22 protein-coding genes are annotated in these 22,003 nt (G+C 60.4%); 13 read left to right on the forward strand and 9 right to left on the reverse strand.

Translation table 11 applies throughout. The features are described 5' to 3' along the window. Window positions 1-159 precede the first annotated feature (159 nt). Window positions 160-672 (reverse strand): ACT domain-containing protein, encoded by a 513-nt coding sequence (locus N2A98_RS24510; RefSeq protein WP_044271762.1) that lies wholly within the window; start codon window positions 670-672, stop codon window positions 160-162. On the opposite strand from N2A98_RS24510, the gene N2A98_RS24515 reads away from it, so the two are divergent. Together N2A98_RS24515 and N2A98_RS24520 are read left to right on the forward strand one after the other, a co-directional pair. Further along, complete coding sequence (locus N2A98_RS24515) at window positions 671-895, forward strand: hypothetical protein (RefSeq protein ID WP_155717306.1); 225 nt, start codon at window positions 671-673, stop codon at window positions 893-895. The two genes, N2A98_RS24510 and N2A98_RS24515, sit on opposite strands and share 2 nt — an antisense overlap. Window positions 896-1,034: 139 nt before the next feature. Then, on the forward strand, window positions 1,035-3,212 hold the full coding sequence (locus N2A98_RS24520; RefSeq protein WP_275622751.1) for a malate synthase G: 2,178 nt from the start codon (window positions 1,035-1,037) through the stop codon (window positions 3,210-3,212). Window positions 3,213-3,384: 172 nt separating this feature from the next. Here the strand turns inward: N2A98_RS24520 and N2A98_RS24525 are convergent, their stop codons facing one another. Beyond that, window positions 3,385-3,831, reverse strand: a complete 447-nt coding sequence (locus N2A98_RS24525) for a response regulator (RefSeq protein ID WP_044271766.1) — start codon at window positions 3,829-3,831, stop codon at window positions 3,385-3,387. A gap of 246 nt (window positions 3,832-4,077) precedes the next feature. On the opposite strand from N2A98_RS24525, the gene N2A98_RS24530 reads away from it, so the two are divergent. From N2A98_RS24530 to N2A98_RS24565, 8 genes are all read left to right on the forward strand, one after another. Then, entirely contained in the window at window positions 4,078-6,000 is a 1,923-nt protein-coding gene (locus tag N2A98_RS24530) for a putative nucleotidyltransferase substrate binding domain-containing protein (RefSeq protein ID WP_044272105.1), read from the forward strand. Further along, on the forward strand, window positions 5,997-6,704 hold the full coding sequence (locus N2A98_RS24535; protein WP_044271768.1) for a 3'-5' exonuclease: 708 nt from the start codon (window positions 5,997-5,999) through the stop codon (window positions 6,702-6,704). Before N2A98_RS24530 ends, N2A98_RS24535 begins: the two co-directional genes overlap by 4 nt. A gap of 100 nt (window positions 6,705-6,804) precedes the next feature. Further along, window positions 6,805-7,323, forward strand: a complete 519-nt coding sequence (locus N2A98_RS24540; protein WP_003194824.1) for an RNA polymerase sigma factor — start codon at window positions 6,805-6,807, stop codon at window positions 7,321-7,323. Beyond that, the gene (locus tag N2A98_RS24545) at window positions 7,320-8,288 is read left to right on the forward strand and encodes a FecR family protein (RefSeq protein WP_275622752.1); all 969 of its coding nucleotides are present in this window, start codon (window positions 7,320-7,322) and stop codon (window positions 8,286-8,288) included. The genes N2A98_RS24540 and N2A98_RS24545 overlap by 4 nt, the downstream gene beginning before the upstream one ends. Before the next feature lie 721 nt (window positions 8,289-9,009). Continuing rightward, window positions 9,010-11,439, forward strand: coding sequence for a TonB-dependent siderophore receptor (locus N2A98_RS24550; RefSeq protein WP_275622753.1), 2,430 nt, complete (start codon window positions 9,010-9,012; stop codon window positions 11,437-11,439). 62 nt (window positions 11,440-11,501) lie between these two features. After that, on the forward strand, window positions 11,502-12,605 hold the full coding sequence (locus tag N2A98_RS24555; protein WP_047711941.1) for a PepSY-associated TM helix domain-containing protein: 1,104 nt from the start codon (window positions 11,502-11,504) through the stop codon (window positions 12,603-12,605). Then, window positions 12,602-12,772 carry a hypothetical protein gene (locus N2A98_RS24560; protein WP_177345144.1) on the forward strand — a complete coding sequence of 57 codons (171 nt, stop codon included), beginning with the start codon at window positions 12,602-12,604 and terminating at the stop codon, window positions 12,770-12,772. Before N2A98_RS24555 ends, N2A98_RS24560 begins: the two co-directional genes overlap by 4 nt. Before the next feature lie 106 nt (window positions 12,773-12,878). Continuing rightward, window positions 12,879-13,508: a glutathione S-transferase family protein gene (locus N2A98_RS24565; RefSeq protein WP_275622754.1), complete on the forward strand. Its 630-nt coding sequence runs from the start codon at window positions 12,879-12,881 to the stop codon at window positions 13,506-13,508. Here the strand turns inward: N2A98_RS24565 and N2A98_RS27195 are convergent. From N2A98_RS27195 to N2A98_RS24590, 5 genes are read right to left on the reverse strand one after another with little or no spacing between them, the layout of a single operon-like run. Further along, entirely contained in the window at window positions 13,493-13,675 is a 183-nt protein-coding gene (locus N2A98_RS27195; RefSeq protein WP_044271779.1) for a hypothetical protein, read from the reverse strand. The two genes, N2A98_RS24565 and N2A98_RS27195, sit on opposite strands and share 16 nt — an antisense overlap. After that, window positions 13,672-15,021, reverse strand: coding sequence for a cell envelope integrity protein CreD (gene creD, locus N2A98_RS24575; RefSeq protein WP_044271781.1), 1,350 nt, complete (start codon window positions 15,019-15,021; stop codon window positions 13,672-13,674). The genes N2A98_RS27195 and creD overlap by 4 nt, the downstream gene beginning before the upstream one ends. A 51-nt stretch (window positions 15,022-15,072) precedes the next feature. Continuing rightward, window positions 15,073-16,512 carry a two-component system sensor histidine kinase CreC gene (gene creC / locus N2A98_RS24580; protein WP_275622755.1) on the reverse strand — a complete coding sequence of 480 codons (1,440 nt, stop codon included), beginning with the start codon at window positions 16,510-16,512 and terminating at the stop codon, window positions 15,073-15,075. Continuing rightward, complete coding sequence (creB, locus tag N2A98_RS24585; protein WP_078803961.1) at window positions 16,512-17,180, reverse strand: two-component system response regulator CreB; 669 nt, start codon at window positions 17,178-17,180, stop codon at window positions 16,512-16,514. Before creB ends, creC begins: the two co-directional genes overlap by 1 nt. An 8-nt stretch (window positions 17,181-17,188) precedes the next feature. Beyond that, the gene (locus tag N2A98_RS24590; RefSeq protein ID WP_275622756.1) at window positions 17,189-17,689 is read right to left on the reverse strand and encodes an ATP-dependent zinc protease; all 501 of its coding nucleotides are present in this window, start codon (window positions 17,687-17,689) and stop codon (window positions 17,189-17,191) included. Between the two features lie 171 nt (window positions 17,690-17,860). Between N2A98_RS24590 and N2A98_RS24595 the strand changes: the two genes are divergently transcribed. Then, entirely contained in the window at window positions 17,861-18,748 is an 888-nt protein-coding gene (locus tag N2A98_RS24595; protein WP_044271786.1) for an acyltransferase, read from the forward strand. Here N2A98_RS24595 and N2A98_RS24600 read toward each other — a convergent pair. Beyond that, complete coding sequence (locus tag N2A98_RS24600) at window positions 18,745-19,317, reverse strand: DUF2780 domain-containing protein (RefSeq protein ID WP_044271793.1); 573 nt, start codon at window positions 19,315-19,317, stop codon at window positions 18,745-18,747. The two genes, N2A98_RS24595 and N2A98_RS24600, sit on opposite strands and share 4 nt — an antisense overlap. A 136-nt stretch (window positions 19,318-19,453) precedes the next feature. Here N2A98_RS24600 and N2A98_RS24605 point away from each other — a divergent pair, with 136 nt between their 5' ends. Both N2A98_RS24605 and N2A98_RS24610 read left to right on the forward strand, forming a co-directional pair. Next, window positions 19,454-19,912: an anti-sigma factor gene (locus tag N2A98_RS24605; RefSeq protein ID WP_044271796.1), complete on the forward strand. Its 459-nt coding sequence runs from the start codon at window positions 19,454-19,456 to the stop codon at window positions 19,910-19,912. Between the two features lie 221 nt (window positions 19,913-20,133). Next, window positions 20,134-20,637, forward strand: a complete 504-nt coding sequence (locus N2A98_RS24610; RefSeq protein WP_125970773.1) for a hypothetical protein — start codon at window positions 20,134-20,136, stop codon at window positions 20,635-20,637. Between the two features lie 136 nt (window positions 20,638-20,773). On the opposite strand, the gene fdhA is transcribed toward N2A98_RS24610, so the two are convergent. Continuing rightward, the gene (fdhA, locus tag N2A98_RS24615; protein WP_003194849.1) at window positions 20,774-21,973 is read right to left on the reverse strand and encodes a formaldehyde dehydrogenase, glutathione-independent; all 1,200 of its coding nucleotides are present in this window, start codon (window positions 21,971-21,973) and stop codon (window positions 20,774-20,776) included. Window positions 21,974-22,003: the final 30 nt, after the last annotated feature.

A 22,003-nucleotide genomic window follows, 5' to 3' on the forward strand; every position in this document is an offset into this window, starting at 1 on the left:
TTATCCACAACCTGATCCCCGCCATTTGTGCACAAGCCCTTGAAACTGCTCGTTTTTTGCTCAACTTGCGCAGATGCCCGGCGGGCGTGGCCTGGCGTCGGGTCTCTACAGGTTATCCACAGGCCCATGCAAGATTTCGATGCATAACCCTGTGGATCGTTACTCCTCCTGACGTAACTCCACCATCAAGTCATCGGCCAAGGTTTCCAAAGCCTCTTGCAAGGTTTCCAACGACAGCGTGGCCGGCACTTGCAACAACGCCTCGGCGTTGAACAGCGGATCACCACTCATGGGCGCCGGGCGCACATCGGTGCTCAGGCGTTCCAGGTTGACACCCTGCTGGCTCAACAGCGCGGTGATCTCGCGCACGATGCCCGAGCGATCATTGCCCACCAGGGTCATCAGGATAGGCTTGGACGCCGATGCCTGGCCGCTGCTGCCCTCACCCACCAACACGCGAATGCCGTGGGTGGATAAATCCTCCAACGATCCCACCAATGCCTGGCGCTGCTCGCTCGGCACACTGACCCGCAGAATCCCGGCAAACTGCCCGGCCATGTGCGCCATGCGGCTTTCCAGCCAGTTACCACCATGGCTGGCAATGTTCTGCGCGATGCGTTCAACCAGGCCGGGTTTGTCGGCGGCGATAATAGTGAGTACAAGATGGTCCATGGCGAAATACCTCGGTGCTATTCCTGTAGGAGCGAGCTTGCTCGCGAAGGTCGTCAACGATAACGCGAAAAAACTGACACTTGCGGTGCTCTCAGGTTTTTCGCGAGCAAGCTCGCTCCTACAAAGTGGACGCGCGGTCGCTGGAAGACAAATCGTGTACCATTTTGATATTTATCTGGAACAATCTAATAGTTTTTTGAGAACATCCGGTTCTCCGCTGTGACCGTACGACCAAAGTGGGTCGCTAAACGACGTATTTAGTCTAATTTTCACAACCGCAAGTCATCATGTAGTATGCCCAACCGTGCACTACATAATGAAAATCTGAAAAAGCGCATAAGCTCCGCAGAGTGAGGCAAGCAATGACTGAACACGTTCAAGTCGGTGGCCTGCAGGTCGCCAAAGTCCTGTTCGACTTCGTGAACAACGAAGCCATTCCCGGTACCGGCATCACTGCCGACCAGTTCTGGGCCGGTGCCGACAAGGTCATCCATGACCTGGCCCCGAAGAACAAAGCCCTACTCGCCAAACGCGACGACTTCCAGGCGCGGATCGATACCTGGCACCAGACCCACGCAGGCCAGGCCCATGACCTGGTGGCCTACAAAGCCTTCCTGCAAGACATCGGCTACCTGCTGCCAGAAGCCGCAGACTTCCAGGCCTCGACCCAAAACGTCGATGACGAGATCGCACGCATGGCCGGCCCACAGCTGGTCGTGCCGGTGATGAATGCCCGTTTCGCCCTCAATGCCTCGAATGCGCGCTGGGGCTCGCTGTACGACGCGCTGTATGGCACCGACGCCATCAGCGAAGCCAACGGCGCCGAGAAGGGCAAGGGCTACAACAAAGTACGTGGCGACAAGGTCATTGCCTTCGCCCGCGCCTTCCTCGACGAAGCCGCACCGCTCAGCGCCGGCAGCCACGTCGATTCCACCGGCTACAAGATCGTCGATGGCAAGCTGATCGTCAGCCTCAAAGGCGGCAGCAACAGCGGCCTGCGTGACGATGCCCAGTTGATCGGTTTCCAGGGCCCTGCGGCCGAGCCGATTGCAATCTTGCTCAAGCACAATGGCCTGCACTTCGAAATCCAGATCGACGCCAGCACCCCAGTCGGCCAGACCGACGCTGCCGGCGTCAAAGACGTGCTGATGGAAGCCGCGCTGACCACCATCATGGACTGCGAAGACTCCGTGGCCGCTGTGGACGCCGACGACAAAGTGGTGATCTACCGCAACTGGCTCGGCCTGATGAAGGGCGACCTGGCCGAAGAAGTGGCCAAGGGTGGCCAGACCTTCACCCGCACCATGAACCCTGACCGCGTCTACACCGGCGTGGATGGCAGCGACGTGACCCTGCACGGCCGTTCGCTGTTGTTCGTGCGCAACGTTGGCCACTTGATGACCATCGATGCGATCCTCGATAAAGACGGCAACGAAGTGCCCGAAGGCATCCTCGACGGCCTGATCACCAGCCTGGCGGCGATCCACAGCCTCAACGGCAACAACACCCGCAAGAACAGCCGCACCGGTTCTGTGTACATCGTGAAACCGAAGATGCACGGCCCGGAAGAAGCCGCGTTCACCAACGAACTGTTCGGTCGCATCGAAGAGGTGCTGAACCTGGCGCGCAACACCCTCAAGGTCGGGATCATGGACGAGGAGCGCCGCACCACGGTCAACCTCAAGGCCTGCATCAAGGCGGCCAGCGAGCGTGTGGTGTTTATCAACACCGGTTTCCTCGACCGCACCGGCGATGAAATCCACACCTCCATGGAAGCCGGCGCGATGGTGCGCAAGGCGGCCATGAAGGCAGAAAAATGGATCGGCGCCTATGAGAACTGGAACGTCGATATCGGCCTGAGCACTGGCCTGCAAGGTCGTGCACAGATCGGTAAGGGCATGTGGGCCATGCCCGACCTGATGGCGGCGATGCTCGAACAGAAAATCGCTCACCCACTGGCCGGCGCCAACACCGCCTGGGTACCTTCGCCAACCGCCGCGGCCTTGCATGCGTTGCACTACCACAAGGTCGATGTGTTTGCCCGCCAGGCCGAACTGGCCAAGCGCGAGCGCGCTTCGGTGGACGATATTCTCACCATTCCTTTGGCCAGCAATACCGATTGGTCCGAAGAAGAGATCCGCAACGAACTGGACAACAACGCCCAGGGCATCCTTGGCTATGTGGTGCGCTGGATCGACCAGGGTGTGGGCTGCTCCAAAGTGCCGGACATCAACGATGTCGGCCTGATGGAAGACCGCGCCACCCTGCGTATTTCCAGCCAGCACATCGCCAACTGGCTGCGCCACGGCATCGTCAACGAAGCCCAAGTGATGGAAAGCCTCAAGCGCATGGCGCCGGTGGTAGACCGTCAGAATGCCGGGGATGCGTTGTACCGCCCACTGGCTCCGGATTTCGACAGCAACATCGCGTTCCAGGCAGCGGTGGAGTTGGTGATTGAAGGGACCAAGCAGCCTAATGGCTATACCGAGCCGGTATTGCATCGCAGGCGTCGGGAGTTCAAGGCCAAGAACGGCCTGTAAATGAAAAAAGCCCTGATCGAAAGATCGGGGCTTTTTAGTTCTTAGGTCGAATGTACTGACGCCTTCGCGAGCAAGCCCGCTCCCACATTCGACTGCATTCAGTCGGGTAAGAATGCGGTCGAATGTGGGAGCGGGCTTGCTCGCGAAGAGGCCATCACACTCACCACAAGAATCAGGCAACCATCCCCAACTCCCGCTTCACCAACTTCGCCAACTTCACGCTATCAATCGGCTTGAGCAAGAAATCCACCACGCTCAAATGCATCGCATCAATCACATCCGGCGCTTCCGCGTCCCCCGACATGATGATGATCGGCAACGCCGCACGGGTGGACTCACGCACCTGGCGGATCAATTCCAGGCCATTGCTGGGCGCCATGCGCAGGTCGGTGATCAACAAACCGATGGAACTGTGCGTCTTCAACAACTCCCACGCTGCCTCGCCACTTTCGGCTGTCATGCAGCGAATACCGTCGAGCCCAAGGATTTCCGCCAACAGTTCACGCGCGTCCTTGTCGTCGTCCACGATCAATACGCGTTGGGGGGGTAAGTCGGGCTCCAGCATCACGGCGCTCAGCGCCTCGCGCTCGGCATCACTCAAAATATCGTGGTCGGACATACGTTTCTCAGCAGTTCTCATCAATCTCCCAGCACACTCGTCAGACATCTGCGGAAGGGCGATCAATGTGCACTTCGTCGGAAAGTTTGCCTAGTGGGCGTTCTACGGGTTTTGGACGATTGTCATGTAAGGTTTTTCCCTAGTTTTGCGCGGTATTCCTCGACCTAGACTTACGTCCAATGGGCACCCACCGCGCAGGAGTCGACCATGCAGCACGATAACGACAAAAACACTGCGGTCACTGTTATGAGTAAAGCTGATGCATTCGCACAGGCGGGTAAAACCGCGGTGTTGCAGAACATCCACGGCACCCTGCAATTCCTGCAACGCTTCCCGCCGTTCAACCAGATGGAACAGGCGCACCTGGCCTTCCTGGTGGAACAGTGCCAGCTGCGTTTCTACGGCCCTGGCGACAGCATCCTCAAACCGTCGGGTGGCCCGGTCGAGCATTTTTATATCGTCAAACAGGGGCGGGTCGTGGGCGAGCGCCCAGACTCGGCGGACACCACCTTTGAAATCGCCACCGGCGAATGCTTCCCCCTCGCCGCCTTGCTGGGTGAACGCGCGACCCGCACAGAACACAAAGCCGCTGAAGACACCTTTTGCCTGCAACTGAACAAGCCGGCCTTTATCAAGCTGTTCGCGCTGTCCAGCCCGTTTCGTGATTTCGCCTTGCGCGGGGTCAGCAGCCTGCTCGACCAGGTCAACCAGCAGGTACAGCAAAAAGCCGTGGAAACCCTCGGCACCCAATACTCCTTGAATACCCGCCTGGGTGAATTGGCCATGCGCCACCCGGTCACCTGCAGCCCGCACACGCCGTTGCGCGAAGCGGTGACCTTGATGCACGAACAGCAGGTCGGCAGCATTGTGATCGTCAACGAACACAAGGCGCCCCTGGGCATCTTCACCCTGCGCGATCTGCGCCAGGTGGTCGCCGATGGCACCAGCGACTTCAGCCAGAGCATTGCCGGGCACATGACCCAGGCACCGTTTTACTTGAGCCCGGAGCACAGCGCATTCGACGCAGCTATCGCCATGACCGAGCGGCATATCGCCCATGTGTGCCTGGTGCAAGACCAGCGCCTGTGTGGCGTGGTCTCCGAGCGTGACTTGTTCTCCTTGCAGCGCGTGGACCTGGTGCACCTGGCCCGCACCATCCGCAACGCTCCCCGGGTGGAAAACCTGGTGGCGATTCGCGGTGAAATCGGCCAGTTGGTGGAGCGCATGCTCGCCCATGGCGCGTCGTCCACCCAGATCACCCACATCATCACGCTGCTCAACGACCACACCGTGTGCCGGGTGATCGAGCTGACCCTCGCGGAAAAAGGCGACCCCGGCGTGCCTTTCAGTTGGCTGTGTTTTGGCAGCGAAGGCCGCCGCGAACAAACGCTGTACACCGACCAGGACAACGGCATCCTGTTCGAGGCCAAGGACGCCGTCGAAGCCGCCGACTTTCGTGGCCGCTTGCTGCCTCTGGCGCAGCACATCAACCAAAGCCTGGCGCTGTGCGGCTTCAGCCTGTGCAAGGGCAATATCATGGCCGGCAACCCCGAGCTGTGCTTGTCCCGCGTGGAGTGGGCGCGGCGCTTCGGCGCGTTCATTCGTGAGGCGACGCCAGAAAACCTGCTGGGCTCAAGCATCTATTTTGACTTGCGCGTGGTGTGGGGCGACGAGCGCGGTTGCGAACAACTGCGCCAGGGCATTCTCGATCAGGTGGCGGATAACCGCTTGTTCCAACGTATGTTGGCCGAGAACGCACTGCTGCGCCGCCCGCCGGTGGGGCGTTTCCGCGAGTTCGTGCTGACCCGCAAAAATGGCGAAAAAGCCACCCTCGACCTCAAGGTGCAGGGCCTCACGCCCTTTGTAGACGGCGCGCGCCTGTTGGCCCTGGCCCATGGCATCCACGCCAACAACACCCTGGAACGCCTGCGCCAATTGGTGGACAAGGCCGTGATCGAGCCCCTGGATGGCGCCGCCTATGAAGAGGCCTACCACTTTATCCAGCAGACCCGCATGCAGCAGCATCAATTGCAGACCCGCGAGAACCTGCCCTATTCCAACCGCGTCGACCCCGACAGCCTCAACCACCTGGACAGGCGCATCCTGCGTGAGTCCCTGCGCCAGGCCCAACGCCTGCAAAGCAGCCTGAGCTTGCGGTATCAGCTGTGAGTTTGTTTGGCTGGCTGCGCGCCAAAAAGCCTGGGCTCAACGCTGCGCAACAGCAGCGCCTGGAGCAGTTACCCAAGCCCGCCGAGCTGGGCAACGGCCCAATGCGCAGCCAGCGCTGGGTGGTGGTGGACCTGGAAACCAGCGGCCTGAACCTTCACCGCGACCAGGTGCTGTCGATCGGCGCCGTGGTCATCGAAGACGGTGCGGTGGATTTTTCCCAGCTGTTCGAACGCACGCTGCAACGCACCGACACCAAGCTCAGCCCCAGTGTGCTGATCCACGGGCTGGGGCCCAGTGCAATCGCCGCCGGCAGCGACCCGGCCGAAGCGTTGCTGGATTTCATGGCGTTCGTGGGCGACAGCCCTCTGCTGGCTTTTCATGCCCCGTTTGATCAACACATGCTGTGCCGGGCGCTCAAGGACAGCCTGGGGTATCGCCTGGCCCATCCATTCCTGGATGTGGCTGACCTGGCCCCGTTGTTGTGCCCAGAGGCGCATATCCGCGAGGCCGGCCTGGATGATTGGCTCAACCACTTCAGGCTACAGGCCGGCGAACGCCATCACGCCAGCGCCGATGCATTGGCGACGGCGGAGCTGATGCTGATCCTGTTCAGCCGTGCGCGGCAGCAACAGATCGACACGCCCCAGGCGCTGCAAGCGCGTTTGGCCCAATGGAAACGGCGCAAACAGGCGCCATCGTTTTAATCTCATCTCCCGACAGACGCCAATTGCGCCCACCCCACGCCTCTGCGACAATCGCGAATAATTCTCGTTAGTTTAAACCTCTTGTTTATTCGGTGATGCCTTGTCGTCGGTCCAGACCCCACGCAGTGAGCTTGTTGGTGCGTTATATCGCGACCACCGTGGCTGGCTGTTGGCTTGGCTGCGACGCAATGTGGCGTGCCCGAGTCGTGCCGAAGACCTGAGCCAGGACACCTTCATGCGCCTGCTGGGCCGTGATGAGTTGCGCGAGCCCCGCGAACCGCGGGCGTTCCTGGTGGCCATCGCCAAGGGTTTGCTGTTCGACTACTTCCGTCGTGCAGCTTTGGAGCAGGCCTACCTCACCGAATTGATGCTGATCCCGGAAAGCGAGCAGCCTTCGCCGGAAGCCCAGCAACTGATCCTCGAAGACCTCAAGGCCATCGACCGCCTGCTCGGCAAACTGTCGAGCAAGGCCCGCGCCGCGTTCCTCTATAACCGCCTCGACGGCCTGGGCCACGCTGAAATCGCCCAGCGCCTGGGCGTGTCAGTGCCCCGCGTGCGCCAATACCTGGCCCAGGGCATTCGCCAGTGCTACATCGCACTGTATGGCGAGCCGTCGTGACCGCCATCGGCTCCAAACCGGTGTCGTCGCGCGTGCTGGATGCCGCGATTGCCTGGCAACTGTCCCTCGACTCGGGCGACAGCAGCGCGGTGGAACGGGAAGAGTTCAGCAAGTGGCTGGCCAGCGATGAGGAACATGCGCGCGCCTGGCGCCAGTTGGGCATGCTCGACCAGCGTTTCAGCGTGGCCTCGGGCCCGGCCCGGGCGGCGCTGCTGCAGTCGCGCCACGGCATTCGCCAGCGCGTGCGCAAACTGGGCCGGGGCCTGGCCAGTATCGTGCTGGTGTGCGGCCTGGCGCTGTTTGCCGGTGAGCGTTACGTACCTATCCACTATTGGCTGGCCGACCAGCGCACTGCTACCGGTGAGCAGCGCACGCTGAAGCTGGCGGACGGCACGCGAATAAACCTCAACACCCACAGCGCCATTGATGTGCGCTTCGACGAAACACGCCGCTTGATCGTGTTGCAGGCAGGCGAAATTCTCGTCGAGACCGGCCACGACGATTCGCGCCCGTTCTACGTGCAAACCCGCGACGGCAGCCTGCGGGCGCTGGGCACTCGGTTTATCGTCAAACGCGAAGACGATGCCACGCGCCTGAGTGTGTTGCAGTCAGCCGTGGCCGCCCAGCCCGAGGCGTTGCACCAGGAACAGGTGTTCAAGGCGGGCCAGCAGGTGCTGATGCGCAGCGACGGCCTTGGCCCGCTGCTGGCCGTCACCCCGGCAACCGATGCCTGGACCCGCGGCATGCTGGTGGTCGACAACGCCCGGCTGGGGGATGTGATCGAGGAATTGGCGCGCTATCGCACCGGCTACCTGGGTGTGGATAAGTCCGTGGCCGACCTGCGCATCACCGGCAGTTTCCCGCTGCACGACACCACGTTGGCATTGAATGCGCTGTTGCCGACCTTGCCGGTGCAGATCGCGCAGCACACGCCGTGGTGGGTGACCGTCAAGGGTAAGCCTTAGGTCCTGCAGTGCCTGGGCGATTGCTATCGCAGGCAAGCCAGCTCCCACATTTTGAACTGCGAACACCATCAACTGTGGGAGCTGGCTTGCCTGCGATGAGCATAGGTATCTACACAACTTTGTAGCCTGTAGCTGCCGACGGTAACCACGATGCGAAGCGAGTCGCTCTTGATCTTGATCTGCTTTTGATCTTAGGCGCCCCGTTAAACCACGCTGGCCGGAATTCGACAGGGATTTGGGGGGTAAACCGGCAGGGATGCCGGTTTAGCCGCCCCGCGCCATGGATGGCGCGTGGCGGCGGCCCCCCAAATCGCTGTCGGATTACGGGCACACCGAGCCTAAGCGAGGTGCCGAGTGGTGGGGCAAGAGCCTTTTGCTTACTTTTGGGCTCTTTTCAAAAGTGAGCCGCCGTCAGGGCGGAACCCTAAGTGGCCGTTACCGCAGAAATGGATATGTACTCGGTATAACTGTGTCGGCTGTCAGGCCGCCTTCGCGAGCAAGCCCGCTCCCACAGTTTGATCGTGGTGTGTCAGGTAGATAGGCGTCGGCTGTCTAATCCTCAAGGGAGCAATAGCGTCGTGCCGAAGTTGTGTAGATACCTATGCTGCGATGAGGCCCTCAAGCACACCTCAGTAAAATTTTTTCACTTGGCCCTATCACTTTTCGATTCTCGCTCGGCACCTAGGCAATTGAGAAATATTTCCATTCAGGAGCCGCCCGTATGTCCCGCACGCTAGACACCTTGTTGCGCCCCAGCCTGTTAGCCGTGGCGATCGCCCTCAGCGCCCCGCTCGCCAGCACCACGCTGTATGCCGCAGAACAAGCGTCCAGCGTGCGCGCCTACAACCTGCCGGCTGCGCCCCTGGCCAGCACACTGAACCAGATCGCCAGCCAGGCCGGCCTGGCGCTGACCCTCAACCCCGCACTCGCCGCCGGCAAGACCTCGGCGCCGGTCAAAGGCCAGTTCGATGCGCAGGGCGCGTTGCGTGAGGCCTTGCGGGGAACGGGGTTGCAGTTGGAACAAAGCAGTGCGGGCACTTACACCCTGATGCCGGTTCCGGAGGGCGTCGTTGCCTTGCCGACCACCAACATCACCGGCCAAGGCAGCTATGAAAGCGCTTGGGGGCCGGTGGAAGGATATGTAGCAAAGCGCACCGCCGCCGGCACCAAAACCGATACCGCGCTGGTTGAGGCACCACGCTCGATCTCGGTTGCCACCCGCGAGCAGATGCAGGACCGTAACGTGCAGAACCTCGACGATGCGGTCAAGTACATGCCCGGCATTGTGTCCGCCAGCTACGGCAGCGACACCCGTTACGACTGGATGCGTGTGCGCGGCTTTGAACCCACCCAATTCCTCGACGGCCTGCCACTGCCCCGTGGCGTGTACGCCAACCCAAAAGCCGAAACCTGGAACCTCGATCGCCTCGCCCTGCTGCGCGGCCCGGCTTCATCGGTTTATGGTCAAACTCCACCTGGTGGCTTGCTGGACATGGTCAGCCGCCGTCCCAGCGCCGAACAGAGCAGTGCTATCCAGGTGCAATACGGCAGTGACAACCACCGCCAGATCAATTTCGAAAGCACTGGCAAGATCGATGATGAGGGCCAGTTTCTCTACAGCGTTGGCGGTGTCGTGCGCGATGCCGGTACCCAGGTCGATCACATCGACAACAAGCGCTACAACATCGCACCGAGCTTGACCTGGAATATCGACACCGATACCAAGCTGACCTTGCTGTCACAGTTCACCCGTGACGATACCGGGGCGACCAGCCAATTCCTGCCGATAGTCGGCACCAAGATCAAGTCGCCACTGGGTGACGTTTCGCATCATAAAAACCTGGGCGATCCAGACTACGAGTTCTACGACCGTACCTATTACGCACTCGGCTACGCATTCGAGCACCGCTTCAACGATACCTGGCAGTTCAAACAGAATCTGCGTTACACCAAATCAGAATTGTCGTTCCAACAATTGACCGTGGGCGCCTTTGGCTGGGCACCGGTCGACGCCGAAGGCAATATGGACCGTTCTTCGACCAACGTGGACGAGAACATCGGACAATTGGCGGTAGATAACAACTTTCAGGCCGACTTCTCCACCGGCGACGTCACCCACACCCTTCTACTCGGGCTTGACCACCAGCGTACCGATACCTCGTACCTGTCGATTTACGGGCAGGCCGGACGAGTCAACATCTTCAACCCGGTCAACACCACGCCAGTTGAACGCCCCGCACGCTCCGGCGCTTTCTACGACTACAATCAGAAAACCGTCCAGACCGGTCTCTACGTCCAGGACCAGATGGCTCTTGATAACTGGCGCCTGACCCTGGGGGGCCGTGAAGACTGGGTGCACCAGGGCACCACGTACTTCAACAAAAGCGACGCGACCAATACTGACCGCAGCAAGAATTTCAGCGGGAACGCGGCACTGAGCTATGTGTTCGACTCGGGCTTCGTACCGTATATCTCCTACGCCGAATCTTTCCAGCCGGCGAGCAACGCCAGTGCCTCTCCTACAGAGTCCTATAAACCCACCGAAGGCGAGCAGTGGGAATTGGGGATCAAGTACCAACCGCCGGGTTCGAACACGCTACTCAGTGCCGCGCTGTATGACCTGACCCAGAAGAACGTTCTGGTCAGCAGCTTCCAGTCCGGTGGTGTGTCTGTCACCGACCAGACCGGCGAAGTGAAAGTCAAAGGCCTGGAGCTGGAAGCCGTATCTGACGTGACCGAAAACCTCAAAGTGATCGCCGCCTACACGTTGGCCAAATCCGAAGTGCAAAAAGGCGAGTTCAAAGGCAACCGCCTGCAACTGATGCCTAACCAACAAGCGTCCTTGTGGACCGACTACACCTGGCACACCGGCGCGCTCGACGGTTTCGGTATCGGCTTCGGCGCCCGCTACACCGGCAACACCTACGGCGACCAGGCCAATACCTGGGCCGGCAAGGCCAACGCCTACACCGTCTTCGACGGCGCGGTGCACTACGACCTCGGCCGCCTGGACAACAGCCTCAAGGGCGCCTCGGTAAAAGTGAACGCGACCAACCTGTTCAACAAGGACTACATTTCCACCTGTGATGGCTCCTATTGCTACTTCGGCGACCAACGCAGCGTAGTCGCCAGCGCCACCTACCAGTGGTAATCAGCTGAGCTAACCACCAGGCCGCCCAACAGGGCGGCTTTGGTGCATCTGAAGGCTAGACAATGAAAAGCAAAACCATCCGCCGCTGGTCCTTCATCCACACCTGGACCAGCCTGATCTGCACCGTATTCCTGCTACTGCTCGCTCTCACCGGCCTGCCGTTGGTGTTTCACCACGAGATCGACCACCTGCTGGGCAATGAGCCCGAACTGGCACAGATGCCTGCCGATACGCCCCGGCTCAACCTCGAGCAGCTTGTAGCCAAAGCCCAGGCCCATCGCCCCGGCGAGGCCATGCAGTACCTGGCCTGGGACGAAGACGACAACAACGGCGTGATCGCGATCATGGCGGCCACCGCCGGCACGGAGCCGAACTCGTCGCACACCTTCATGCTCGATGCCCGCACTGGCGAAACCGTCGAAATGCCGTCTGCCAATGGGGGCTTCACCCTGTTCCTGCTGCGCCTGCATGTGGATATGTTTGCCGGGCTGGCGGGCAAGTTGTTGCTGGCGTTCATGGGCATTCTGTTTGTGCTGGCGATTATCTCGGGCACGGTGTTGTACCTGCCGTTCATGCGCCGCTTGAAGTTCGCCACCGTGCGCCAGGACAAGTCCACTCGCCTGCGCTGGCTCGACCTGCACAACCTGATCGGCGTGGTCACCTTGACCTGGGCGCTGGTGGTGGGTGTTACCGGCGTGATCAGCGCCTGCGCCGACCTGATCATCGCCGCCTGGCGCCAGGACAGCCTCAGCGCCATGATCGAACCCTACAAGAACGCCCCGCCGCTGACCCAGCGCGCACCCGCCACCGAGCTGTTGAGCATTGCCGCCAAGGCCGCACCGGGTATGGAGCCAGACTTTATCGCCTTCCCCGGCACGCGCTTTTCCAGCGAACATCACTACGCTGTGTTCATGAAGGGCAGCACCCACTTGACCTCCCATTTGCTGACACCGGTACTGATCGACGCCAGCACCCTTGCCGTCACCGCCATCGCCGAACGGCCGTGGTACATGGACGCCATGGGCATGTCCCAACCCCTGCATTTTGGTGATTACGGCGGCATGCCGATGAAGGTCCTGTGGGCGGTGCTGGATGTGTTGACCATCATCGTGCTGGTGAGCGGCATTTACTTATGGATCGTACGGCGCAAGGCGGCCAGGGTATGAAGCCGCGGCAGTCGAATTTCTGGAAGGTGTTTGCCATACCCCTGGGGATTGGCCTGCTCAGTGCCGCCGGGTTATTTGCAGCGCTGCTGGGCGATGGGTGGTGGGATTCATTGAGTTGGATCGGGTTGGGCATACCCGCGACCATTGCCGTCTACAAACTCCTGTAGGAGCGAGCTTGCTCGCGAAAAACCCGAGAGCACCGCGTTAAACCCGGTGAGCTGCGTTATCGTTGGCGTTATTCGCGAGCAAGCTCGCTCCTACAGAGGAATGCCCATGTCCGCGCCCAGCATGACCTTGTTCCACAACTCCGCTTCGCCATTCGTGCGCAAAGTCCGCGTGCTGCTGATCGAGACCGGCCAACAGGACCGCGTAGCCCTGCACGCCTGCATGCCCACACCGGTCACCCCGGACGCCGAGGTGGTGCAAGGCAACCCCACCGGCAAGATCCCGGCCCTGCGCCTGGCCGACGGTTCGGTACTGCACGACAGCCGGGTGATCCTCGATTACTTCGACCACCAGCATGTCGGCAACCCGCTGATCCCCCGAGACGGCTCGGCCCGCTGGCGGCGCCTGACCCTGGCCTCGATGGCTGACGGCATCATGGATGCCGCCGTGCTGGTGCGTTACGAGACCGCCATGCGCCCGCCAGAAAAACACTGGGCGCCCTGGCTAGATGAACAGCGCAACAAGATCCGCCGCGCCCTCGCCGAACTGGAGCGGGACGCCATTGCCGAACTGGCCAGCCACTTCGACATCGCCGCCATCAGCGTGGCCTGTGCCCTGGGCTATATCGACTTTCGCCACCCGGATCTGCAATGGCGCACCGACAACCCAAGGCTCGCCGCCTGGTACGCCGAGGTCAGCCAGCGGCCTTCGATGCAGCAGACTCAGCCGCCTCTGTAGGAGCGCGGTTGCTCGCGAAAATCGTCAACGATAACGCGGGTCGTCTGGTTAAACGCGGTGTTCTTGCGTTCTTCGCGAGCAAGCTCGCTCCTGCAGTGGAAGGTGGCGTTGGTGAGAAAGTTGACCATCTTCGCTTTCATTTGCTGGTCTTCGCGCAGTCCGATCATTGCCCTTGCTCCACCTTGCGTTTACCGACCCCATACCAATCCAGCTTGCGTGTCAGCACCATCACGGTGCCCAACAGGCCAAACAGCAACAGCGAGCCCATCAACAGCGCGTAATCCTCGGCACTGAGCAACCCGTACAGCAAGCCATACAACGCTGCCAGCCCGGCCGAAAACCCCAGGCCGTGGGCAACGCTGCGCAGCACATGGCACACGTAGAAGCCAATCAACAGCACACAGGCGCTGGCGGATATCAGGTAGGCCAGGGCAAAGCCCAGATGCTCGGACAACGACAACAACAGCAGATAGAAGAACGCCAGGGCGACGCCCACCAAGGCGTACTGGATCGGGTGCACCGCCAGACTCTTGAGCACCTCGAAGAGGAAGAAGCCGGCAAAGGTCAGGGCGATAAACAACAGCGCATATTTGATCGCCCGGTCGCTCTTGAGGTACTGGTCTACCGGGTCGATGAAGTTCACGCCAAAGCTGCGGTTGCTGAAGTTTTCACAGCCTTGCCCGTCCAGGCAGTTCTGCAGGGCTTGTTCCAGGTTGGTGGAGAAGAATGTCGTCTGCCAATTGGCGCTGAAACCCTCGTCGGTGACCTCACGTTGAGCTGGCAGAAAGTTGCCGATAAAGCTCGGGTGCGGCCAGTTGGACGCCAGTGACACCTGGCTGATCTTGCCCACGGGCACCACTTGCAGTTGCTCGGTGCCTTGCAGGCGCAGATCGAAGGCGAACTCCACCACGGCGGGTTTCTTGCTCTCTTGCTCGGGCAGCGTCACATGCACACCCTCGCCCAGCCAATCGACTTGGGAACCCGGAGAGAACTCCAGCCGCTGCTCACCCAGTTCCAGCTTCAGTGCGTTTTCAATGCCGCGAATATCACTGATGCCCACCGCCAGAAACGCCGGTTCAAAGCGGTAGTCTGCAAAGTCTTCGGTGATCCCCAACTGCGCAGGCAACTCGAAACGCCCGCTGATACGGTTGTCGGCATGGAACAACCGCGCCTGGTAGATCCCCCGCGAGCGCAGTTCGGTTTGCACCTTGCCGTCGAGCTCAAAACGGTCCGGCAGGAAATACAGACGGCCGCGTTCTTCACGGGTTTCTTCGTAGCGTTTGTTGAGCTTCTCATTGAGCTTCCACTCACGCACGGTCTTGCGATACGGCACCACCATCACCGGCCCGGTGAGGCGCTGGGCAAAGCTTGAGCTTCTGGCAATGTCCATCAATACGCCGTCGCGCAGTTGCTGGCGGTCGCTGATGATGCCGTTGATCATCAGCAATGGAATCAGCAACAGCAGGATCAGCAGCGCAATCGCGCCCAGTTTGAAAAGCAGGTTGCGGTTCATGGGTCTCTCCCTGTTTTGATGGGGAGAGTCTGCCCAGCCGATATGGGGGATTTATGTGGGCAATGTGGAGACTGTGTGGAGATGCAGCACCGCTTGCACGCCGCCGGGTACGTTGCCGATTTGCAGGGTACCGCCGTGCAGCTTCATCACTTCTTCGACAAAGTTGAGCCCCAGGCCCGTACTTTTGCGCCCGCTGGCCGGGCGCGGCAGCGAGTAGAAGCGCTCGCTCAGGCGCGGCAAGGCGTAATCGGGAATCGCCTGCGCCTGGTTGAACAGGCTGACCTGCACCTCGTGATGCCGCACCTGGGCACTGAACCTCAGCGTGCCGCCGGACGGGGTGAAATCCAGAGCGTTGTCGAGCAGGTTACCCAAGGCCTGGCGCAGCAGGAAGGGTTCGCCAAACACCTTCACATCAGCGGCGATGGCCTGTTCGACGTGCAAGCCGGCGCCTTCGATCCGTGCACATTGAGCCTTGAGCACATCCTCAACCAGCGCTGCCAAAGGAACGCTCGACTGCTCTTCCAGACCCTGGCGCTGCTCCACCTGGGCCAGGTTCAACAGGCGTTCGATCAACTGTTGCAGGCGCGCGCTTTCGCTGTCGATATTGCCGACAAACCGCTGCTGCTGCTCGCGGTTCATATCGCCCTGCAACAGCTCCGCCGCGCCGCGAATCGCCGCCAACGGGCTTTTCAATTCATGGGTCAGGGTGTGCACGTAGCGCTCTACGTAAGCCTTGCCTTCCAGCTGCGTGCGCATGTGTTCCACGGCGGTGGATAACTGCTTGAGCTCGCCGCCGCGATAATGCGGCAACTCGGCGCGGCGGCCCTCGCTCACGGCTTCGGCATAGGCGGTAAGGCGTCTGAGGGCCGCCGTCAGCCACCAGGACAATAGCGCGCCCAGCAGCAGCCCCAGGGTGACCAGCCCAGCGCCGTACCACAGCAGGCGCCGCTCAGTGCGATCCACGTAGGGTTGCAACGAACTGTTGGGCTTGGCCACCGTGACCACACCGATGATCTGGCCGTTATCGCGAATCGGCGCCCCCACGTGCATCACCGATGAGGTGGCGTCGTCCGCGTCACTGCGGGTGGAGCGCGCACCGTATTCGCCACGCAGGGTCAGGTACACGTCGTTCCATTTCGAATAGTCCTGGCCCACCGCTTCACCGCTGGAGTCGAGCAATACCCTGCCCTTGGCGTCGGTCACGTAGATGCGATGGTTGACCTGGTTTTTCGGCAACCCCCAGATCACCGCACCCGGTTGACGGTTGCCATAGGCCTTGAGCAGCGCTGGCCAATGACTCTGGCCGAGGGTGCCGTTCTTCACGTCCTCGCGCAGGATCTCGGCCAACAGGTTGGCGGTGTCCACCAGGGTTTCTTCGGTGGACTGGCGCACGCCGGGGCGGATTTCCTTCATCACGGTGTTGAGCACGAAGTAGCCGGTCAGGCCGATAAACAGCGCATACACCAGGAAAATCCGCAGCCCCAGGCGCATCAGCTGTGGCTCGGGCTGTAGCTATAGCCAAGGCCACGATGGGTCTGGATCGGCTCGGCGTCCGCCGCCACACTCCGAAGCTTGCTGCGCAGGCTTTTGATATGGCTGTCGATATTGCGCTCGTAACCGGCATCAAAGGGTACGCCCACCGCGTCCAGCAGTTGCTCGCGACTGAGCACACGCTCGGGTTGTTCCAGCAGGCTTTGCAGCAGGCGGAACTCATGCCGCGTGAGGCTCAAGGGTTGGCCGCGATAAAGAATCTGCATGCGTTCCAGATCCACTTGGAACAGGGTTGGCGCCACACCCGGGCCGACCCGCTTGAGAATCGCCCTGACCCTCGCCGCCACTTCCCGCGGGCTGAAAGGCTTGACCACATAATCGTCGGCACCGATCTCCAGCCCTACCACCCGGTCGATCTCCGCATCCCGTGCGCTGAGGAACATCACCGGCACTTCACTGAAGCGGCGCAATTGCTTGCAGGTTTCAAAGCCGGTGATGTCCGGCAGGCCGATGTCGAGAATGATCAGATCGGCCGGGGTCTGGCGCTGATGCTCCAGCGCCGCCTGGCCGAGCGTCAGCCAGGTGGTGGTGAAGCCTTCGCCTTGCAGGGCAAAGATCAGCGTGTCGGCTATCGCCGCTTCGTCTTCGACAATCAGGATGTGCGGCATGGGTTCAATCAGCAGTCCGGTTTGTCGGCAGTGTAACGACGCGCCGGGTTTACCGCAGCACCAAACTCACGCAGGGCCTTGGCGCCAATCAGCAGTGGGTAGTTGAAACTGCTGCGGTCAGTAAGGTTGACCTCGACGGTGCGCTTGACGTCGCCCAGGCACATTTCCAGGTCGATCACCGGGCGCTTGGCCACGCTGGCTTCGTCCTTGTCATCATCTTCGTCGGCGCGGCTCTTGATCTTGCTGATGCGCGACACCATATGCTCATACACCTTGTTACCTGCGTCTTCGCCGCCGAGGCGGAAGCGCACCCAGTCATCGCCGTCGCGCTGAAAGGTTTCGATGTCACGCGCCGACAGCGAGGCGGTCAGTGCGCCGGTGTCCATCTTGGCCTTGAAGGTCTGGCCGATCTCCGGCAACTGGATGTATTCGTAGCGACCGTAAAGGGTCGGCTCGGCCGCCATGACAGGCACAGCAACCAGGGCGAACGCGGCAAGGAGTAATTTCACGGCAGGATTTCCTCGAAAGAAGTGGGCGGAGTCTAGACCGCAAACACGGCACTTAGTTGGATGACCGAGCATATCGCGCGCAGTGTGAAACATTCGTCGGGCATTTTGCGATTTGGCCTCTAGACTCACCTTGCTTATCATGGCCCGCCCACAGAATTCCAAGAGTTGCTTATGCGCCGCCTGCTCACCGGCTGTTTGGTTACACTGCTGCTGTTACTCAACACGCTGATCCTGATCGGCCCCTTGATGGTCTTCGCCCTGCTCAAGCTGGTGGCACCGGGCCGCTCGCGTGACTATGCGTCCTGGGCGGTAATGTGGATCGCCGAGACCTGGGCCGAGATCGACAAGCTGATCTTCGCCGCGTGCATCCCCACCCAATGGGATATTCGCGGTGGCGAGGACCTGCGCGGCGATACCTCTTACCTGGTGATCAGCAACCACCAATCCTGGGTCGACATTCCCGCACTGATCCAGGCATTGAACCGGCGCACACCGTTCTTCAAGTTCTTCCTGAAAAAAGAACTGATCTGGGTGCCCTTCCTCGGCCTGGCCTGGTGGGCGCTGGATTACCCCTTCATGAAGCGCTACACCAAGGCGTTCCTGGCCAAGCACCCGGAGCTGGCGGGGCAGGATTTGAAGATCACCAAGCAAGCGTGCGAGCTGTTCAAGCGCCAGCCGGTCACCGTGGTCAATTACCTGGAGGGCACGCGGTTCAACGAGGCCAAGCGCACGCAACAGGCTTCACCGTATAACCGGTTGCTCAAGCCCAAGGCGGGCGGCGTGGCCTTTGTGCTGGCGGCGATGGGCGAACAGTTGGACGCGATCCTCGACGTGACCGTGGTGTACCCGCAGCAAAAGATTCCGGGGTTCTGGGACTTGATCAGCGGCGCGGTGCCGACGGTGATCGTGGATATCCGCACCCGCGAGCTGGACCCGGCGTTGTGGCAAGGGGATTACGAGAATGATCCCGCGTTTCGCCAGACCGTCCAGAACTGGGTCAACCAGCTCTGGATGGAAAAGGATGCGCGCATCGAACAACTGCGCGAGGAGCCTCTTTAGCTGCCCGTGCCCCAGGCCTGAGCCAATTTGCCCAGCACGGAGCTGCTGGCACCCTCACCGCCCAGATATTTCAGGATCACCGGGGCAAACTGGCCGATCATGCCGCTGTCCATGCCCAGGGCACTGAAGGCGGTGTTCAAGTCGTTGGTGCTTTTCACGTTACCCAACAGGCCGTCCAGGCCGCTGGTCTTGCTGCCGCCGGTTTGGCCGAGCATCCCGCTCAAGGCACCGAGGCTGCCCAATGCGTTATTACCTGACAACTGCTCGAGGCCCGGCACGCTGCTACTGAGCTGCGAGAAGTCGTTGCCGCTGAGTTTGTTTTTTGCCAGGCCCAACATGGCGCCCGTGCCGCCCACCGCTTGCTCGGGGGTGATGTTCAGTTGCGAGGTCAGGGCCGTCAGCAGGTCAGCCGTCTCCGAGGTAGGCGCGGCGGCAGCGGCCTTGTTGTTGCCACCCTGCATGCCGGAAATGGCGTTGGCTGCATCGCCAAGGCTGAAACCCGCGGCGAACACCGGGCCGGCGGCCACGGTCAACAGGCAGGACAGGGCAAAACCGCGTGAAATCTTCATCGAAACAACCTCTGGGTATAGGGGTAAACGCAGGCGTTGGACTGGGTAACCCGTCGGTTGTTCCGGAGCCCCTCAGGAACCCATCGAGGATAAGCGGGTCCATGAACTGACTACAAAATTTGTCGAGAAGAGACTTATGACTGCGATCCAACCCCCAGTGATTGAGCACAAGCCTGCGTTCTGGAGCCGCCCTCGCCTGTTCATCGGCGCCTGCGTGGTGGTGGTTGCCGGTATCGGCGGCGCGCTCTACACCCAGGACAGCGTCAAATCCGCGGCAACGTTGGTGACCACGACCCAGCAGCCAGCCGCACAGATCATGGCCCACAAGGATTACCTGGAAGTAGAACCGATTGCCTCCACGGCGCCAGCACCGGACCAAAGCCTTGAACTCTGGGCGATTCCCAAAGACGGCACACCGGTGTCCCTTGGCCTGTTGCCCGAGGATGGCAAAGGTATCATTGGCCTGAATCCGCGCCAGCAGGAAACCATCAAACAACCCGTGGAGTTGATGGTAAGTTCTGAAACCAAAGGTGGCTCAGTGAGTAAGCAGCCAACCGGCCCTACGGTGTATCAAGGGGCACTGGCAATTCGCTAATCCTCGGCTACGCAAACTCGGATCAAACTGTCGGAGCGGGCTTGCCCGCTCCAACGTCACCTGTAAATCGCCCACCACACGATCAGACATCTTGAATACTTATTCAATTTGATTATAGACCGCATAAAAAATGAATCTAAAAACCTGTCAACATTCACAGTAGCTCATATCAAATTAAATATTGATGATGGAGACTCCTTCAAGCACTGGAGCAAACAAGGATGAACCCTTCAACATTCAAAAAACAGCCTTCTCTGAGCCTCTTCTGCCTGTCAGGTTTTATATCGCTGGCTGCGTTACTTGGAACCACTTACGCGTCGGCGGAAAGCTGTCCAGATCTAAGTCAGGTCAATGGCTCCCTGGACAACGGAACCTACAAATACCAGTTTGGTAATTGGAAAGGCTCCAATCAGCCCGGCGCACCCGACGCAGATAAGTCTTACCTGAATGCAGGGCTACACTTTGACAGGGTCACACTGGCGCAACGGGTAATTTCAAGCACAGAGGGATCGGAGGATCCCAATGAAACAGAAAGTCCGGGCACAACTGTCGCCTACATCAGATGTGATTATGTTGGCGCGGGAGATGACGCTCGAATCCGACTGGTCAAACGTGTCGGCGAGCTACCTAAACCGGATGCTGGCACTTGGGAAAATGAAACCACCACTAATACAGCCGGCACGATCAACAAGTACTGCACCCATACAAGTTGCTCTTTTAAATAAATACGACTACCAGACCTCTAAGCATGGGTTATGCGTGGAGAATTCAGAACCGCTAAACGCGCCTTACCTCACTACGAAAGTTCTAGCTTTCAAATAATGCAGCAGGGCGGCCATTGGCCGCCCTTTTATCTTGAACTCAAGCTGCACTAAACAAACTATGCGGATCAATCACAAACTTCTTCGGCACACCCGCATCGAACTCGCCATACCCGCGTGGCGCGTCATCCAGGCTGATCACCTGCACGCCGACGATCTCGGCAATGTTGATACGGTCCCACATGATCGCCTGCATCAGTTGGCGGTTGTACTTCATCACTGGCGTCTGCCCGGTGTGGAAGCTGTGGGATTTGGCCCAACCCAAGCCAAAGCGAATGCTCAGGCTACCCATTTTCGCGGCGGCATCGACCGCACCTGGGTCCTCGGTCACATACAGGCCTGGGATACCGATCTTGCCCGCCACGCGCACCACGCCCATCAGCGAGTTGAGCACCGTGGCCGGGGCTTCGGCCTTGACGCCATCGTGGCCGTGGCCGCGTGCTTCAAAGCCCACGCAGTCAACGGCGCAGTCCACTTCGGGCTCGCCCAATAGCGCGGCTATTTGTTCGTGCAGGGGGGTGTCGGTGGACAGGTCGACCACTTCAAAACCCTGGGCCTTGGCGTGGGCCAGGCGGATTGAGTTGACGTCACCGATGATCACCACCGCTGCACCCAGCAAACGAGCGGAGGCGGCAGCGGCCAGGCCGACCGGGCCGGCGCCAGCGATGTACACGGTGCTGCCTGGGCCAACGCCGGCCGTAACGGCGCCGTGATAGCCGGTGGGCAGGATGTCGGAGAGGCAGGTCAGGTCACGGATTTTCTCCATGGCCTTGTCGCGGTCCGGCAGTTTCAGCAGGTTGAAGTCGGCATACGGCACCAGCACGTACTCGGCCTGGCCGCCGGTCCAGTCGCCCATGTCCACGTAGCCGTAGGCACCACCGGCACGGGCCGGGTTGACGGTCAGGCAGACGCCGGTGTGTTGTTCCTTGCAGGAGCGGCAGCGGCCGCACGCCACATTGAAGGGCACGGACACCAGGTCACCGATTTTCAGGTTCTCGACGTCGCTGCCCTTCTCGATCACTTCACCGGTGATTTCATGCCCCAGCACCAGGCCGGTCTGGGCCGTGGTGCGGCCGCGCACCATGTGTTGGTCGGAGCCGCAGATGTTGGTGGAGACCACGCGCAGGATGACGCCGTGCTCAATCTTCCTGCCACGGGGGTCCTGCATTTTGGGATAGTCGATTTTCTGTACTTCGACCTTGCCGTTGCCGAGATACACGACACCACGATTACCAGACATGCTTTCACCTCGCTGTTGTTTTTATGGAAC

The organism is Pseudomonas sp. FJ2-5-13, assembly GCF_029201605.1.
In the GTDB taxonomy this organism is placed as follows: Bacteria; Pseudomonadota; Gammaproteobacteria; order Pseudomonadales; family Pseudomonadaceae; genus Aquipseudomonas; species Aquipseudomonas lactis.